The sequence below is a fragment of the Paracoccus sp. R12_2 genome, assembly GCF_017744015.1.
Lineage (GTDB): Bacteria > Pseudomonadota > Alphaproteobacteria > Rhodobacterales > Rhodobacteraceae > Paracoccus.
This window is the reverse complement of the sequence record NZ_JAGHRA010000001.1, coordinates 1-15,458: the sequence shown is the minus strand read 5'-3', so window position 1 is coordinate 15,458 and position 15,458 is coordinate 1. Positions and strand designations below refer to the sequence as shown.

11 protein-coding genes, 1 pseudogene and 1 riboswitch are annotated in these 15,458 nt (G+C 63.5%); of the genes and pseudogenes, 6 read left to right on the top strand and 6 right to left on the bottom strand.

Going from position 1 to position 15,458, the window contains the following annotated elements:
- Window positions 1–14: 14 nt before the first annotated feature.
- Entirely contained in the window at window positions 15–2,960 is a 2,946-nt protein-coding gene (locus J7359_RS00060; RefSeq protein ID WP_209054494.1) for an NAD(P)-binding protein, read from the bottom strand.
- A 424-nt stretch (window positions 2,961–3,384) separates the two neighbouring features.
- On the opposite strand from J7359_RS00060, the gene J7359_RS00055 reads away from it, so the two are divergent.
- The gene (locus J7359_RS00055; RefSeq protein ID WP_247740081.1) at window positions 3,385–3,732 is read left to right on the top strand and encodes a tail fiber protein; all 348 of its coding nucleotides are present in this window, start codon (window positions 3,385–3,387) and stop codon (window positions 3,730–3,732) included.
- A gap of 133 nt (window positions 3,733–3,865) precedes the next feature.
- Window positions 3,866–6,637 (top strand): aminotransferase class I/II-fold pyridoxal phosphate-dependent enzyme, encoded by a 2,772-nt coding sequence (locus J7359_RS00050; RefSeq protein ID WP_209054492.1) that lies wholly within the window; start codon window positions 3,866–3,868, stop codon window positions 6,635–6,637.
- Between the two features lie 18 nt (window positions 6,638–6,655).
- On the opposite strand, the gene J7359_RS00045 is transcribed toward J7359_RS00050, so the two are convergent.
- Entirely contained in the window at window positions 6,656–7,237 is a 582-nt protein-coding gene (locus tag J7359_RS00045; protein ID WP_209054491.1) for a cupin domain-containing protein, read from the bottom strand.
- 140 nt (window positions 7,238–7,377) lie between these two features.
- On the opposite strand from J7359_RS00045, the gene J7359_RS00040 reads away from it, so the two are divergent.
- The 4 genes from J7359_RS00040 (at window position 7,378) to J7359_RS00025 (ending at window position 12,549) form a co-directional block, all read left to right on the top strand.
- Window positions 7,378–8,676: a 4-aminobutyrate--2-oxoglutarate transaminase gene (locus tag J7359_RS00040; protein ID WP_209054490.1), complete on the top strand. Its 1,299-nt coding sequence runs from the start codon at window positions 7,378–7,380 to the stop codon at window positions 8,674–8,676.
- Window positions 8,677–8,941: 265 nt separating this feature from the next.
- Window positions 8,942–9,934 carry a carbon-nitrogen hydrolase family protein gene (locus J7359_RS00035; RefSeq protein ID WP_209054489.1) on the top strand — a complete coding sequence of 331 codons (993 nt, stop codon included), beginning with the start codon at window positions 8,942–8,944 and terminating at the stop codon, window positions 9,932–9,934.
- 159 nt (window positions 9,935–10,093) lie between these two features.
- Window positions 10,094–11,545 (top strand): biotin carboxylase, encoded by a 1,452-nt coding sequence (locus J7359_RS00030; RefSeq protein ID WP_209054488.1) that lies wholly within the window; start codon window positions 10,094–10,096, stop codon window positions 11,543–11,545.
- An 8-nt stretch (window positions 11,546–11,553) separates the two neighbouring features.
- Window positions 11,554–12,549, top strand: coding sequence for a C45 family peptidase (locus J7359_RS00025; protein WP_209054487.1), 996 nt, complete (start codon window positions 11,554–11,556; stop codon window positions 12,547–12,549).
- A gap of 19 nt (window positions 12,550–12,568) precedes the next feature.
- Here J7359_RS00025 and J7359_RS00020 read toward each other — a convergent pair whose 3' ends face one another.
- From J7359_RS00020 to J7359_RS00005, 4 genes and pseudogenes are all read right to left on the bottom strand, one after another.
- The gene (locus tag J7359_RS00020; protein WP_209054486.1) at window positions 12,569–13,042 is read right to left on the bottom strand and encodes a hypothetical protein; all 474 of its coding nucleotides are present in this window, start codon (window positions 13,040–13,042) and stop codon (window positions 12,569–12,571) included.
- A 65-nt stretch (window positions 13,043–13,107) separates the two neighbouring features.
- Complete coding sequence (gene cobF, locus J7359_RS00015) at window positions 13,108–13,854, bottom strand: precorrin-6A synthase (deacetylating) (protein WP_209054485.1); 747 nt, start codon at window positions 13,852–13,854, stop codon at window positions 13,108–13,110.
- A 22-nt stretch (window positions 13,855–13,876) separates the two neighbouring features.
- Window positions 13,877–14,542, bottom strand: a complete 666-nt coding sequence (locus J7359_RS00010; protein WP_209054484.1) for an energy-coupling factor ABC transporter permease — start codon at window positions 14,540–14,542, stop codon at window positions 13,877–13,879.
- 31 nt (window positions 14,543–14,573) lie between these two features.
- A riboswitch (cobalamin riboswitch) is annotated at window positions 14,574–14,799 on the bottom strand.
- Window positions 14,800–14,818: 19 nt separating this feature from the next.
- A pseudogene (locus J7359_RS00005) lies at window positions 14,819–15,458 on the bottom strand (cobyrinic acid a,c-diamide synthase); the annotation flags it as partial.

Genomic DNA, 15,458 nt, shown 5'->3' with positions numbered 1-15,458 from the left:
GCGCGTCCCGTGCGTCACGGCAAGCGGGAGCGTTCTGCCTCTAGCACCGCAAGGCGATGGCTGTCGAACGGATTCGAAAGTGTCCAGCTGGTCCAGATGCGGAAGGCGCCGGGCAGCCCGTGGTCGCGAAACGCCGCCGGGCCCGGCTGCATCGACAACGGTCTGGCACTCATTTCCCCTTCGGGCAGGTTGGCCAGCGTGGCATCGGCAACCGTGATCCGGGCCGATACCGGAGCGACGCGTGCCGAAGTAAGATTGAAGTCGAAGGCCGAATAGTGCCAGCCGCCGAACCGGCTTTGGCTGACCACGACCTGCTGGCACAGCGCCTCGACCGCCGCACATTCGGGTGAATCCATCAGCGCCTGCGCGAAACCCGGCTGCTGATATCGTCCCGACCAGATGGGCGCAGCCTGGGGCGAGGCGACATGGTAGCTGCTGTTGTCCATCCGAAGCTGGCCCATGCGCTTGTTGAATCCATACATCCACACACCGGCCAGTTGCGGCGCGCGGCTGTTCAGATACAGGTTCGGCAGATAGCTGAAGATGCCGTCCTGACCATCGATCCCCACCCAGTTGATCGCGACGATCGCCTCGAAATAGTCGCGATATCCCAGCAGGCGGGGAAGGACCGACATGCGCACCCCGACCTGCTGGTTTGCCAGCAAGGCGACCGGGTGGGTTCCCGGTGGCGTCAGGCCTTGCGGCAGCAGGTGCATCCCGTCCGGCAGCACCGCTTGCAGGGCGGCGGAATCCACCGCGTGAAAGCTGAAGAACCCATCGATACTGCCGGTGCCGTAGAACGGCGTGACGGGCCAGGGCGCGGTCTGCGCATAGGGGCTGGCCAGTCGCGTGGCGTCGCCCGGCCCGGCATCAGGTGCCAGATCACCTTCACCGGTGATCTGGATATCCGCGCCGGTCAGGCCGCGCGCCGCCATCAACCCCGAGATCGTCGCCGCCTCGACGCATCCCGCGTTGATGCCGCATCGCGTCCAGTCGCCCGCCAGATACAGGTTCTCGAAGCCCGATCCGTCCGGCGGCAGCCGGTATTGCACGCTGTTCGGCACCGAAAGCACATAGCGTTCCGAGCCGTAGAAATTCTCGCGATAATACTGCGCGGCGAAACGCGCATCGTCATCGCCACCGTCGATGCTGTGCAGGATCTGGCCGTCGAAGCGCCCGTCTTTCTGCGCGCCCGGCCACATGCGGACAAGCTGGCTGTCGGCCCATTCCCTGCTGCGCTGTTCCATCGTGCCATGGTCGACACCGGCGTCATGGGCGGGGCTGCAGAAATACGCGATCGCCTTGGGCGGCGGATCCGGCCATGTCTCGCGCGGCAGCAGGTCGGACATGTCGGCCCATGTGTCCAGCGGCTCTGCAAAGCTGGTGATGACGGTTTGCAGGTGGGTCTGGTCGCCGGGATTGTGCTGCGCCACCAGCCCGTTCCACCCCAGTTCCCTTGGCGTCTTGTCGGTCCAGAACTGCGCGGCATGGGTGGCGACGGTCTGGACCTTGTCCATCATCGCCTGCCAGCGGGGCGAGGCATCGCGCAGTTCGGACGCCAGGTAAGGCATGGACCCCAGGGAGGCACCAAGGATGACCTGGTCGAAATCCTGCCCGCGCCGCAGCGTATAGGCGTGGCCGCGTGGCGGCGATTTTTCGCATTCGAAATCGGGATCAGACCAGTCGCTGATCTGATCCCATAGCGGCTGTGACGGCCAGCAGGGCAGCCCTGCGACGTCGCGCAGCGGGTCGTATTCGTCGCCGGCGACGCTGGCCTGCCGGACGATTTCGACCGCATCGATCGCACTGCGGTCGTGGTTCAGCACCAGCCTGGTCGCTGCGTTGAAGAACCGGAACCTGACGCCGCGATGGCGCAAGACCTGATAGTAGGGCGCGAAGATCGTGTCGCCCATGCCGGCCTGCATCTTGAAGAACAGCGATCCCTTGTAACAGAACGCCAGCCGCAGCAGGCCGCGTATCGCCGTGCCCGCCCCCACGCTGCGGTGATCCGTGACCCCGCCCGGATAGCCGAAGACATAATCATAGCAGCCCCTGAAAACCGCGGAATATACCGATTGCCGCGATGCCCCGTAATGCAGCAGCCATGCGCTGATTTCCCAATCGTCGATGGCGTCGAAGCCTTGCAGAAAGCAGCCGTTGGCAATCGTGCCGCGCGCGAAGGCCAGCGACAGGTCGATCAGGTAATGCAGCCGGCGCGAGGCGTCGCCTTCGGGCAGCTGCGCCAACAGGTCGCCATGCCAGTTCTGCGTCTCGGCCACCAAAGCCGCAAGAGCGGCCTTTTCGGACCGGCTGTGATGACGCGCATCCGTGGGAAGACTTTCGGCATAAGCGCGCAGGTGGTGCAGGGGCGATGGCGCGACAAGGGGCAGTCCGCGGTCCCGGAACGCGGGTTGGAACTGCGCCGACACCTGGCATGCACCCAGGGCCGGGCTGCCCGATCCCTCAAGAAGCTGCGCGATACGGTCCAGCAGCATCCGGAACAGCGTATAGGGTGAGGGGACGACCCCGCCGCTGCCAGGCTGCTGCGTGTTCGCCGCAAAGTCGATGCGCCACGGATGCAGCGCCATGGTGCCGTCGGGCAGCTGCACATCTTCCGCCAGGAAGAAATAGTCCAGGCCGTGAAACGCGGCCTCCAGCGTGCCAAGCGGGGCGTCGGTCCGTCGCAAGCCGTCGCGTGCCATCGTCTCGTAGCAGTCGCGCATCAATCGGAAGGCGTTGTCGTAAAAGCCCGCCCAGATATGCAGGCCATGTTCTTCGATCCGTTCGCCCATCTCCGCGTTTCGACCGCTGGCCCCCTTGCCGCCAAGCCGCCAGCCCATCTGATAGATGGTCAGGTCATAGCGATCCTGCCAGTTCGGCAATTGCGTGATGGCATAGGCGGCGGTGATCGCACCGACCCCGCCACCGATGATCGCGATTTTCTGGCGTGGCGATGACATGTCGACCCCGTCTGTGTAATTATCGTGAAAATATCGAAGCTTGGCGGCACGATGGACCAGATCGGGCGCGCTTGTGAAGCGAAAAGGAACGGTTCAGTTCCGGTCGGGCGCGGTGACGACGTAAAAAGAAACGGACGGTTGCCTTTCGACGACCGCCCGCCGACCCGCGCCCCAGAAAAATTCGCAGGTCAAGGTACCGTTTACCGGACAGGCCGCACCCCCGGCCCGTCTGAACATCGAACCCGATCCGCTAATGGCGCCGAATGGGAAACTTCGGGCCCGACCCGGGTTCAACCATAAGGCTAGTGCAGGACAAGATCGGTTTCTGTGCGCTGGGACACAGAAGCGTGCATGTCTGCGTATTAATCAGAAGTGGCCGTCGACTGCGGCAGGACTTTCAAGAGGCAGAATGCGGAGCGCGGTGATGGAACCACTGGTGGGGCAGATCGTGATGTTCGCCGGAACATTCGCGCCGCGCGGATGGGCCCCTTGCGACGGACGGTTGCTGCCGATCGAGCGGTATCAGCTGCTCTACAGCCTTCTTGGCACGGCCCATGGCGGCGACGGGCGCGAGACCTTCGGAGTGCCGGATCTGCGTGGGCGTCCCAAAGGCCAGGGGCCTTCCGTCGAGGCACCAGACAGTGACGGCGCGAGACAGCAGGGACCGACGCAGCCTGTACCGACCGGGCAAGCAGCCGCGCGCATGACGGACCCTGTCCCTGGCGTGACCTTCATCATCGCGCTGGAAGGCATTTACCCGTCGCGAAACTGAAGATGCTGCCGCGCGGCACGGTCGCGGCAAAGTTTTTAGCGATTGTGTGTTCCCGTATTTGTGGGCCATCCTTGGTGAACAAGGTGCCAAAGCACCGACCGCGCATGACGCGAAAGACCGGGGGTAACCGCACATGAACGACCAACAACACCGCGACGGGGCAGCACCAATCGCCACCAAGCTGTCGCGGATCGGCGACTACTACAGCGCCACCCAGCTGCGATCAGACCGTTGGAGCGCGTTGCGCGACATCGCCGAAGAGCTTTCCCTGCATGGCGCCGAAGGCCGGCGCGGACGCAAACGCCTTGTCGAGGCCGAGGAACTTTTCGAGGCGTTGGCCCCGATCGAAACCTATTGGGCATTTCCGGGCGCCACGGCCTTTGCCTATATGCGGCGGCTGCTGGATCAGGGAAAGATCCCCGATTTCTCGCATACCGTGCGGCGTGCAGCACGGGCGCTGATTTCGGGTGCCTATCGCCGGCGGACGATTCAGTTGACCTCGGAAGACGGCGAGGCCGAGGATTTCGAGGATGAAGTGGCGCTTTCGCCCGATGCCAGGGCGCTGGGTCGTCCGTATTTCGAGGTCCTGATCGTCGACGACCTGAACGAACATCAGGAACGCTGGCTGCGGTCGAACCTGCAGCGCGCCCGCCGTCCCGAGGATGCCTTTGTCTATGAACCGGTCATCGTCCCCAGCCTGGAAGACGCGCTGATCGGCATTCTGTTCAATTACAACGTGCAAGCCGTCGTCGTGCGCCCGGGGCTGGCGCTGAAGTCGCGCAACAATGTCGAGATCCTGAACAAGTATCTGCGCCGTGCCAGCGACGAAGAAGAGGTGGATGCCCTGCATCCCGACGAATATGGCGCCGAGACCTGCAGGCTGGTCCATCGCATCCGCCCCGAACTGGACACATATCTTGTCACCGACAGATCGGCGGAAACCATCGCTGCAAAGGATCTGGGCGGGTGCCGGCGGGTCTTCTACAATCAGGAAGATTTCCTTGAGCTGCACCTGAACATCCTGCGAGGCGTCAACAGCCGTTTCAAGACACCGTTTTTCACCGCCCTCAAGGAATACTCCAAGCAGCCGACGGGCGTCTTTCATGCCATGCCGATCAGTCGCGGAAAGTCGATCACCCGCAGCCACTGGATTCAGGACATGGGCGCCTTCTATGGCCCCAACATCTTCCTGGCCGAAACCTCGGCGACGTCCGGCGGCCTGGACAGCCTGCTGGAGCCGCGCGGCCCGATCAAGAAGGCGCAGGAATCGGCAGCGCGCGCCTTTGGATCAAAACAGACCTTCTTTGCCACCAATGGCACCTCGACCTGCAACAAGATCGTCGTGCAGGCCCTGATCCGGCCGGGCGACATCGTGCTGGTGGACCGCGATTGTCACAAATCGCACCACTACGGCATGGTGCTGGCCGGGGCGAACGTGGTCTACATGGACAGCTATCCGCTGCACCAGTATTCCATGTACGGTGCCGTGCCCATCCGCGAGATCAAGCACAAGCTGCTGGAACTGAAGGCCGAGGGCAAGCTGGACCGGGTCCGAATGGTCCTGCTGACCAACTGCACGTTTGACGGACTGATCTACAATGTCGAACGGGTGATGGAGGAATGCCTGGCGATCAAGAGGGATCTCGTCTTCCTGTGGGACGAGGCATGGTTCGCCTTCGCGCGCTTCAATCCGGCGTTCCGTCAGCGCACCGCGATGGCCACCGCTGCCAATCTGCGCCGCGCGCTGCGCGCGCCCGAACGCGTGCATGCGTGGGAGGCGCAACAGGAAAAGCTGAAGGATGCCGAAGACGAAGAAATGTTGAACACGCGGCTGATCGCACCCCCGGATGCGCGGGTCAGGGTCTATGCGACGCAATCGACGCACAAGACGCTGACCTCGCTGCGTCAGGGTTCGATGATCCATGTCTATGACCAGGACTTCAAGGGCGAGACCGAGCAGGCCTTTCACGAAGCCTACATGACCCACACCTCGACCTCGCCGAACTATCAGATCATCGCATCGCTGGATGTCGGCCGCCGTCAGGTCGAGCTTGAGGGATACGAGTTCGTCCAGCGCCAGATCGAAAGTGCGATGTCGCTGCGGCGCGCCATCGGCACGCATCCGTTGCTGTCCAAGTATTTCAAGGTTCTGACGCTGGCAGACATGATCCCGGACGGCTATCGGGAAAGCGGCGTCGAAGCCTACTACGATTCAAAGCGCGGCTGGCAGGACAGCTGGGACCACTGGGCGACCGACGAATTCGTGCTGGATCCGACCAAGGTCACGCTGGCCGTCGGCGGCACGGGCTGGGACGGCGATACGTTCAAGACCCAGATCCTGATGGACAAGCACGGGATTCAGATCAACAAGACCTCGCGTAACAGCGTCCTGTTCATGACCAATATCGGCACGACGCGATCCTCGATCGCCTATCTGATCGAAGTGCTGGTCAGCATCGCCAAGGACCTTGAGGATCTGCTGGACGATGCGTCCAAGATGGAACGTCGTTCCTTCGATGCGCGCGTGCACAGCCTTGTCGAACAGGTTCCGCCGCTGCCCGATTTCAGCCGGTTCCACACGGCGTTCCGCGACGGCGACACGCCCGAGGGGGATATCCGCAGCGCGTTCTTTCTGGCCTATGACGAAGACAATTGCGACTATCTGGACCTGGATCAGGCGCTGAAGGAAAAGCTGGAAAGCGGCGAGGAACTGGTGTCCGCCTCGTTCATCATTCCCTATCCGCCTGGGTTCCCGATCCTGGTGCCCGGTCAGGTCATCAGCCGCGAAATCCTGACCTTCATGCGGGCGTTGGATGTCAGCGAGATCCACGGATACCGGCCGGACCTTGGTCTGCGGGTATTCACCGCCGAGGCGCTGAAGCGGGTCGAGAAGGAAAAGGGCTGACCTTGTCCTGCGCGCGGCCTAGAATGTTGGCGGCGTGCAGGCACTGACGATCACGCAGCGCGTGTCGCCCGTGTTGCGGAACCTGTGAGGACGGCGGCTGTCGAAGATATAGGCATCGCCCGGCCCAAGTTCCGACACCTCGTCGCCGACGGTGATCTCGATCCGGCCCTCGATCACGATCCCGGCCTCTTCCGCCTCGTGGCTGTAAAGCGTCTCGCCCGTATCTGCGCCGGGGTCGTAGGATTCGTGCAGCATCATAAGGCTGTTCCGGTCCGCACGACCGATGCGCAGCAGCGACAGCTTGGCGGCGGTCGCCTCGGGGCCGTGAACGGTTGCCGACCGGATCTCGGGCAGTTCGTCATGCGCCCAGAAGGTGCGCGGCTCTTCTTCGGTTTCCATGAAGAAATCGACCATGCTTGTGGTCAGCCCGTCCAGGATCTTCTTCAGATTGGCGACCGAGGGGCTGATCTTGTTCTGTTCGATCATCGAGATCAGCCCGTTCGTGACGCCCGCGCGGGCGGCAAGCTGGCGTTGCGACAGGCGTCTGTCCTGCCTCAGAAGGCGCAGCCGCGTGCCGATGTCGAAATCCGTATCGCTCATGTCCTGCCTCGTCCGACCCGGTTTTCCCTAGCCGCTGTCGCGGTGCGGGAAAAGCTCACTTCCTGGTGCGACGCCGCGAAAGATCTTGCCCCGCTGATCGCCGTGATTAATATATTGAGCAGAATTTCAGGAGTCACGCCATGACCAACGCAGAACTTTCCGCCCGCCGTTCCGCCGCAATCGCGCGCGGCGTGGGTGTTGCCACGCCGATCTTCGCCGAACGCGCGAAGAATGCCGAATTGTGGGACAGCGAGGGGAATCGCTATATCGACTTTGCCGGGGGCATCGCCGTCGTGAACACCGGCCACAGCCATCCCCGCGTGGTCGAGGCGGTCAAGACACAGATCGATCATTTCAGCCACACCTGCCATCAGGTCGCGCCCTACGAAAACTATGTCGAGCTGGCCGAAAGGCTGAATGCCGCCGCGCCGGGCGATTTCGCCAAGAAGACATTGTTCGCAACAACCGGTGCCGAGGCGGTCGAGAACGCGGTCAAGATCGCGCGCGCCTTCACCGGGCGGCAGGGGGTCATCGCGTTCAGCGGTGGGTTCCACGGCCGGACCTTCATGGGAATGTCGCTGACCGGCAAGGTTCAGCCCTACAAGGCCGGTTTCGGCGCGATGCCGGGCGATGTCTGGCACGTTCCCTTCCCGATGGCGCCGCATGGCATCACCGCAGACGATTCGATGGCCGCGATCGAGGGGCTGTTCAAATCCGACGTGGATCCTGCCCGCGTTGCGGCGATCATCATCGAGCCGGTTCAGGGCGAGGGCGGTTTCTATCCGGCCCCGGCCGAACTGATGACGGCGCTGCGCGCGCTGTGCGACAAGCACGGCATCCTGCTGATCGCGGACGAGGTGCAGACCGGCTTTGCCCGGACCGGCAAGCTGTTCGCCATGCAGCATTACGATGTCGCCCCCGATCTGACCACGATGGCGAAAAGCCTTGCCGGCGGCTATCCGCTGTCGGGCGTCGTGGGCCGCGCCGAGGTGATGGACGCGCCCCAGCCCGGTGGACTGGGCGGCACTTATGGCGGCAGCCCGCTTGGCATCGCGGCGGCGCTGGCGGTCATGGACGTGATCCGCGACGAAGATCTGTGCGCGCGGGCCCAGAAACTGGGCGACGCGCTGAAATCGCGGCTGTCCTCGCTGAGGAACGAAGTGCCGGAACTGGCCGATGTGCGCGGTCCGGGCTTCATGGTTGCCGCCGAATTCATCGATGCGGATGGCACGCCCCTGCCGCAGATGGCCACCGCCGTGCGTGACGAGGCGATGTCACGCGGCCTGATCCTGCTGACTTGCGGCGTTTACGGCAACGTGATCCGGTTCCTGTCGCCGATCACCATCGAGGACGCGATCTTCGACGAAGCGCTGGACGCGCTGTCCGAATCGCTGCGCGCCGCCAAGGCCGCGCAGGACGCCCGTGCGGCGGCGGCCTGATCTGATCGGCCCGTTCCTTCGCGCAGTTGCCTGAACTGACAGCCCCGCCGCCATCATCGCGGCGGGGTGCCGTGTTTCAGGGACGCAGCGGCCTTTGCGGAACGGGATGGGTTCGGGCGGTGTTGCATCGTCGGCCGAGATCGCCGCTGACCCGCCCTACAAGGACGCTTGAGACGGCGACTGGCAAGAACTAGCGTCATCAAATCGACGCATGAACACGTCCCGGCGGTCGCAACGCGCGAGACGAAACTGGAGAAGAACGAAAATGACACCCTTCGCGATTGCCGGCATCCAGATGCATGTCGACGCGCTGCACTCGAATGTCGAGGCGATGCTGCACCGCGTCGATATCCTGATGGCCCGGTTTCCCTGGACCCAGATGGCGCTGTTCAGCGAACTGGCGCCCTATGGTCCCCTGCACCGCTATGCCCAGCCCTTCCCGAACGAGGCGCTTGAGCGGTTCCAGGAAAAGGCCCGGCAATACAAGTTGTGGCTGATCCCCGGCTCGATGTTTCAGAAGCTGCAGGACGGGCGGATCATGAACACCTCGGTGGTGATCAACCCCGAGGGCGAGATCGTGTCCACCTATGACAAGATGTTCCCGTTCCGGCCCTACGAGGAAGGCATCTCGGCAGGCACCCAGTTCTGCATCTTCGACGTCCCCGAGGTGGGCCGTTTCGGTTTGTCGATCTGCTATGACATCTGGTTCCCCGAGACGACCCGCCAACTGACCAGCCAGGGCGTCGAGGTGCTGCTGCACCCGGTCCTGACCGGCACGACGGACCGCGACGCCGAGCTGGCCATCGCGCGGGCGACGGCGGCACAGTTCCAGTGCTATGTCTTCGATGTGAACGGGCTGGGCGCAGGCGGCGTCGGCAAGTCACTGGTCGTGGACCCGTCCTCGCTGGTCCTGCATCAGTCCGCGGGGCAAGAGGATATCTTCCCCATCGAGGTCGATCTGGAACTGGTTCGCCGTCAGCGCGAAACCGGCATGAAAGGCCTTGGGCAGGTGCTGAAAAGCTTTCGCGACCGGGATGCCGATTTCTCGGTCTATGACCGCGACAGCGGCGTTGACGCCTATCTGAAGACGCTGGGTCCGCTGGTGACGCCGGGACAGGGTTCGGCGGCCGGACTGCAATCCACCGATCCCCGCACCGCGCTGGAGACCGCCGATCAGACGCGGGTCGAGGCCTTCGGCCGCGCCGGGTATCGCGACAACCTGGCACCCTTCCCGCTGGCGCAGGGCACCAAGGAATGATCCGCTGCGACGCGAGGGCGTGACTGTGCCCTTGCGTCGCGCCCGGATGCGCGCAAGGCTGACAGGGATGGAAACGGCAAGAAAGACCTGCCGCAAGGTGCCATCGGGGCGCCCTGCGGAAGGATAAAGAAAAAAACAATCAGGGAGAAGGAACCGCCAATGCCCAAGAAGATGTTGAAGAACATTTCAGAGATCCGGCGCTATTTCCACACCAACCAGGACCCGATCTATTTCGTCTCGGCGACCAACTTCAACCTGCTGGGGATCGACGAGTGGGTGAAGAATTTCAAGTATATCTGCTACATGGATTGCTTCGACGGCAGGCACCCGAACGTGTTCGTCCCCTCGGAAATGCCGCATGAGGAATTCCAGTCGATCGAGGATATCAACAACTATCTCCTTCAGCACAAGGATGTCATCGACCTGGTCAAGCGGCGTGGCGGCAAGCCGAAATTCGTCTTCCTGATGTTCGATGAAAAGACCGAGATGCTGGTCAAGGAACTGGGCGGTGAAGTCTGGTTTCCCAAGGCCAAGCTGCGCGAGCGCTGCGACAACAAGATCGAGACGGTCAGGATCGGCAACAAGGCCGGCGTGCCGTCGGTTCCCAATACCCTGTCCGAGGTCAAGGACTATGCACATCTGAAGAAGGTCTGCGAAAAGGCCGGTCTGGGCAATGACTTGGTGCTTCAGTCGGCGTTCGGCGACAGCGGTCACACGACCTTCTTCATCAAATCCGAGGCCGATTTCCGCAAGCACGAGCATGAGATCGTCGGTCAGGGCGAGATCAAGATCATGAAGCGGATCGACTGTCGTGGGTCCGCGATCGAGGGCTGCGTGACGCAGGCCGGAACCATCGTCGGTCCGCTGATGACCGAATTGGTTGGCTTCAAGGAACTGACCCCCTATCGCGGCGGCTGGTGTGGTAACGAGATCTTCGCGACTTCATTCCCGCCCAAGGCCCGTCAGCAGGCGCGTGATCTGACGTTCAAATTCGGTGAACAGCTGCGCAAGGAAGGCTATCGCGGTTATTTCGAACTGGACTTCCTGATCGACAAGAAGACCGGCGACCTGTGGCTGGGCGAGTTGAACCCGCGCATCACCGGGGCCAGTTCCATGACCAACCACGCGGCCTTCGCCCATGCCGATGCCCCGCTGTTCCTGTTCCATCTGCTGGCGTTCTCGAAAAAACCGTTCGAGCTGGATGTCGAGGAACTGAACGCCCGGTGGGCAGACCCCGACATGATCGACAGCTGGTCGCAGATGGTGATCAAGCATACCGACGACAATGTGGACATCATCACCGATGCACCACAAAGCGGTATCTATCGGATGCTCGAGGACGGGCGGGTCGTCTTCGACCGCTTCGATTATCACCGCCGCGCGGTCGAAAGCGAGAACGAGGCGTTCTTCCTGCGTATCTCGGGCGTCGATGACTATCGCTACGAGGGCGCCGATCTGGGCATCCTGGTGATGCGCGGCCGTTCGATGACCACCGGATTCAAGCTGACCGAGCGTGCGCAGAAATGGATCCACGGCATCAAGAACGCGTATTCCGCCCGGCCGCTGCCTGCGGCGCAGGCGCTGGAACCGCCCGCATTCAAGATCATGTAGCAGGTTTCATGTCGCTGCATTTCAAGGCGATCAGCGAAGACGAACCCGGCCCCATCTGGGCCGGGCTTTTCCGTGCATTCTGGCCATCCTACCGGCGATGGTGGGCCTCGGAAGGGGTGACCGGGCGGCCGACCTATCGCGAATGCCGCCTGGCGCTTCAGGGTCACATGCCCGAGATCCTGCCCCTTTACGACCAGCTTTGCGAACTTGCGGGGGGCGGTGACAGCCAGGCGCGGTTTCTCAGCTTCTTCTGTCCGCCGCGCTATCTGTCGGGCTGCAGTCAGGCGATCTGGCAGGGCGAACGCCCGCTGCTGGTCAGGAACTACGATTACAGCCCGTCCGCCTTCGATGCGATCCTTCTGTCCACCAGCTGGCAAGGCCGGCGCGTCATCGGGATGAGCGATGGCATGTTCGGCCTGATCGACGGAATGAACGATGCTGGGCTGTGCCTGTCGCTGACATTCGGCGGGCGACGCGAGGTGGGCGAGGGGTTCGGGATCCCGCTGATCCTGCGCTATATCCTGCAAACCTGCGAAACGCTGGAAGAGGCGGCCGCGGTGCTGAAGCGCGTCCCCTGCCACATGAGCTATAACGTGACGGTCCTGGACCGGCACCGGCGTTACATCACGGCCTATCTGACGCCGGACAGACCGACGATCATCTCGAACACTCCGGTTGCGACGAACCATCAGGAACGGGTGGAATGGTCCAGCCACGCCCGGTTCACCGCGACGGTCGAACGTCAGCGTTTCCTGCTGAACCGGCTGACCATGCACCCCGAGACACAGGACCGCTTCATCGGTGTGTTCCTGCGCCCGCCCTTGTATTCCACGGCCTTCGCCTCTGGCTTCGGCACGCTTTACACCGCTGCCTACATGCCGGCCGAGGGGCGGATGCAGGTCTGGTGGCCACAGCATGTCTGGACCCACGGTTTCGATGCGTTCAACACCGGGTCGCAGTTCGTCCTGATCCCCAACGCCGTCCCGCCGACCGCCGCGTACTGAGCGCGCCGGGCTGCATGGGTCATTCGCATTGCCCCATGGCGGTGTCGAATGGCTGGTCGGTCGGGGTCAGCTCGCCGCCGTCTATCTGGATCGGCCTGTATGGCGGTGCGTCCTGAATCGCGGGTTGAACCTGTGTCAGGCGATAGCAGCCCTGATAGACGGTGATCGTGCCATCGGTCGCCGTGGCGCGCAGCGCGACCGGCACCGACGAATGGATCGACCCTGCAGCCCCTTCGCTTCTCACCTCGCCGATCCGAAGTTCGACGGCCTCGGTGTTCGCGTATCCATCGCGAAACTCTTCGTAGGGCGGGGCGGTGCTTTCCGAGAAATAGCTCCAGCCGCGCAGATATTCCTGCCGGTCGATCGCGTTGTATAACGATGTGACAACACGCTCGGCCGAAGAACGATCATCTATGAAAGGATCGGTCGCGGGGGCGGCAAGCGCGGGGGCCGCAGCGGCCAGCCCGATCCCAAGAACCAGAAGGCGCATCATGGTGGATTTCCTTTCCGTCAGCCCGAAGGCCTATCTGAACGCGTATCCCTGTCGGGACGTTCCGGTCAGGCCCGGCGCAGCAGATAGATATCCATGATCCAGCCATGCGCCGCGCGGGCTGTGGCACGGGTCCGTGCAATCCTTGGACCGCATTCGGGCAAGGGTCCGTGATCCAGGATCTGTTGCGGCATGCCAAGAAATGCCCCCCACCAGATATACAGGTCGTCCGGGGGCAGGGTCAGGAACGCGCAACCGCCGTCCAGCATGACCGCCAGAGTGTCCGCGCCCTCGGGCCAGCCATGGTCGCGCAGGCGACGGCCGGTGGTGATCTGAACCGGCGCGCCGATCCGGTTCAGGGGCATCGCATGGGCGGCGCATAGTGCCTGAATGGCGGTGATGCCGGGGATCACGCGGCGCGTGACCGGCAGGCGCAGCCGGTCGGCGATGCGCAGGGTGCTGTCATACAAGGCCGGATCGCCCCAGACCAGCAGCGCCACCCGGCCCGAAAGGTCGGGAAGATGCGCGGTGATCTGGTCCTGCCACGCGACCGCGATGGCATCGTGCCATCGTTCCACCGCTTGGAAATAGTCGGGGTCGTTGCTGTCGCGACGCGGCAGGAGAAATTCGACGATCCGCGTGCGCGGCCCGGCATGGCGATCACAGATCGACCGCCGCAGCCCGGCCAGATCCTCTTTTCCCGCGTCCTTCAGCGGGATCAGGATCAGATCGGCGGCGGCGATCTCGGACGCCGCCGCCAGTGTCAGGTGATCGGGGTTGCCGGTGCCGATGCCGATCAGGGTCAGTGTGATCATGCGCGGCGGCGTCCCGTTCCGGTCAGGCGTATAGGCGCGGCGTCACAAGGCCGCTGTCGCGCAGCCCGCGCAACGATTTGGCGCCTGCCAGCACCGCCAGATCGACCAGCGGCTCGATCAGGACGACCAGCATGTAGGCCGCGCCGAAAGTCGCGATTCCACCGATCCCGGCCAGCCCCTGACCGTAGATTGCCCAGAACGCGACCCACAGGACCACGCCCCCCTGATAAGCCGTCGACAAGGCCAGCGCCTGACCATAGCGCAGATCGACATAGGGCGTGCCGGGCGCGATGATCCTGGCGGCCAATGCCTGCAATGCGAACAGCGGCACCAGCAGCGTGGTCAGGTTCATGCCGTATTGCGGCAGGTCGAACGGTGCGAAGAACAGCCCCTGCGCCAGTAGCCCCAGCGCCAGTCCGATCGCAGCGGCGGCCGGGCCGAAGATCAGGAACAGTGTCGATCCAAGGATGAAATGCACCTCGGAGACACCGACCGGGAAATGCGGCAGGATCTCGAAGAACGCGAAGACCAACGCGGTTGCGATTGCGCCGCGCATCAGCAGCGACGCCGGACCGCGTTCGCGCAGCGCGTCCCATGCCAGTTTCATCGTATAGGCGCCCGCGCCGGCCGCGGTCGCATAGCTGAGCAGGATCTTGGCGCCGCTGACGACGCCGGGTTCGATATGCATGTCTTTCTCCTTTGCCGTCATCCCCGACGGCATCTGGTTGCGTGCTGAGGGCCGGTTTCCTGGCTTGCGGGTCGATGCGTGAGGTTCGGCCTTCCCGGCCCCTTCGGGCCAGTGGCGATGTCGAACCACGCTCGCCGCATACAGTCGCGGGGGCGGCTGGGGCTTCGGGCGCCGCGATTTGGTCCGCCCTTCCCCATTCCCGATTAAGCCCGACGCTTTCCTGCGTCTGTCGGGCACCGATCAGAATGTCAGATAGACGGCAAAGCCCGCCTGCGGTCAAGCCTTCTGCGCCCCGGCGATCAGGTGAAAGAACGTGCCGCTTACATGGCCGCCGTCCGGAGTGGCGCGATAGGACCCGCTCTCGGGCAGAGCCGTGCCGTTGGCATCGCGAATCCGTGCCAAAGGCGCATCCGGTTGCGACAGGATCGAGGCATAGTGGAACTCGTGTCCGCGCAGCGCCAGTGTTTGCGCCAGGCCCGGAAACGGGGCCAAAAGGCTGGCATGGCGATAGCCCAGATGCATCCGGCGTTTCTGGTAGCTGGTTTCCAGACCCAGCAATCCGGTCATCTGGTGCCGCAGGCCCGCCGCATCGACCAGCCCGGCCCCCAGAACCATGTAGCCGCCGCATTCGCCATGCACAGGCCGGGTTTGTGCGAAATCCGCCAGACCCTTTCTGAACCTCTGCGCGGCGGCGATGCGGCCCGCATGCAGTTCCGGATATCCGCCGGGCAGCCAGCATGCATCCGCGCCGGGATCCGGAGCCTCGTCTGCCAGCGGCGAGAACGGCAGAATCGTCGCGCCTTGGCGGCGCCATTCCGCGATCAGATGCGGATAGACGAAGCTGAAGGCCGCATCACGGGCAAGCGCAATCCGCTGGCCCGGCGGGGGCAGGGGGCGATGCGGGGCGGCGGGGGGC

What these genes read in the sequence shown, in the direction of transcription:
- J7359_RS00050 (WP_209054492.1), top strand. Translation starts at nt 3,866, where the DNA reads ATGAACGACCAACAACACCGCGACGGGGCAGCACCAATCGCCACCAAG.
- J7359_RS00055 (WP_247740081.1), top strand. Translation starts at nt 3,385, where the DNA reads ATGGAACCACTGGTGGGGCAGATCGTGATGTTCGCCGGAACATTCGCG.
- J7359_RS00045 (WP_209054491.1), bottom strand. Translation starts at nt 7,237, where the DNA reads ATGAGCGATACGGATTTCGACATCGGCACGCGGCTGCGCCTTCTGAGG.
- J7359_RS00060 (WP_209054494.1), bottom strand. Translation starts at nt 2,960, where the DNA reads ATGTCATCGCCACGCCAGAAAATCGCGATCATCGGTGGCGGGGTCGGT.
- J7359_RS00035 (WP_209054489.1), top strand. Translation starts at nt 8,942, where the DNA reads ATGACACCCTTCGCGATTGCCGGCATCCAGATGCATGTCGACGCGCTG.
- J7359_RS00030 (WP_209054488.1), top strand. Translation starts at nt 10,094, where the DNA reads ATGCCCAAGAAGATGTTGAAGAACATTTCAGAGATCCGGCGCTATTTC.
- J7359_RS00025 (WP_209054487.1), top strand. Translation starts at nt 11,554, where the DNA reads ATGTCGCTGCATTTCAAGGCGATCAGCGAAGACGAACCCGGCCCCATC.
- J7359_RS00020 (WP_209054486.1), bottom strand. Translation starts at nt 13,042, where the DNA reads ATGATGCGCCTTCTGGTTCTTGGGATCGGGCTGGCCGCTGCGGCCCCC.
- cobF (WP_209054485.1), bottom strand. Translation starts at nt 13,854, where the DNA reads ATGATCACACTGACCCTGATCGGCATCGGCACCGGCAACCCCGATCAC.
- J7359_RS00010 (WP_209054484.1), bottom strand. Translation starts at nt 14,542, where the DNA reads ATGCATATCGAACCCGGCGTCGTCAGCGGCGCCAAGATCCTGCTCAGC.
- J7359_RS00040 (WP_209054490.1), top strand. Translation starts at nt 7,378, where the DNA reads ATGACCAACGCAGAACTTTCCGCCCGCCGTTCCGCCGCAATCGCGCGC.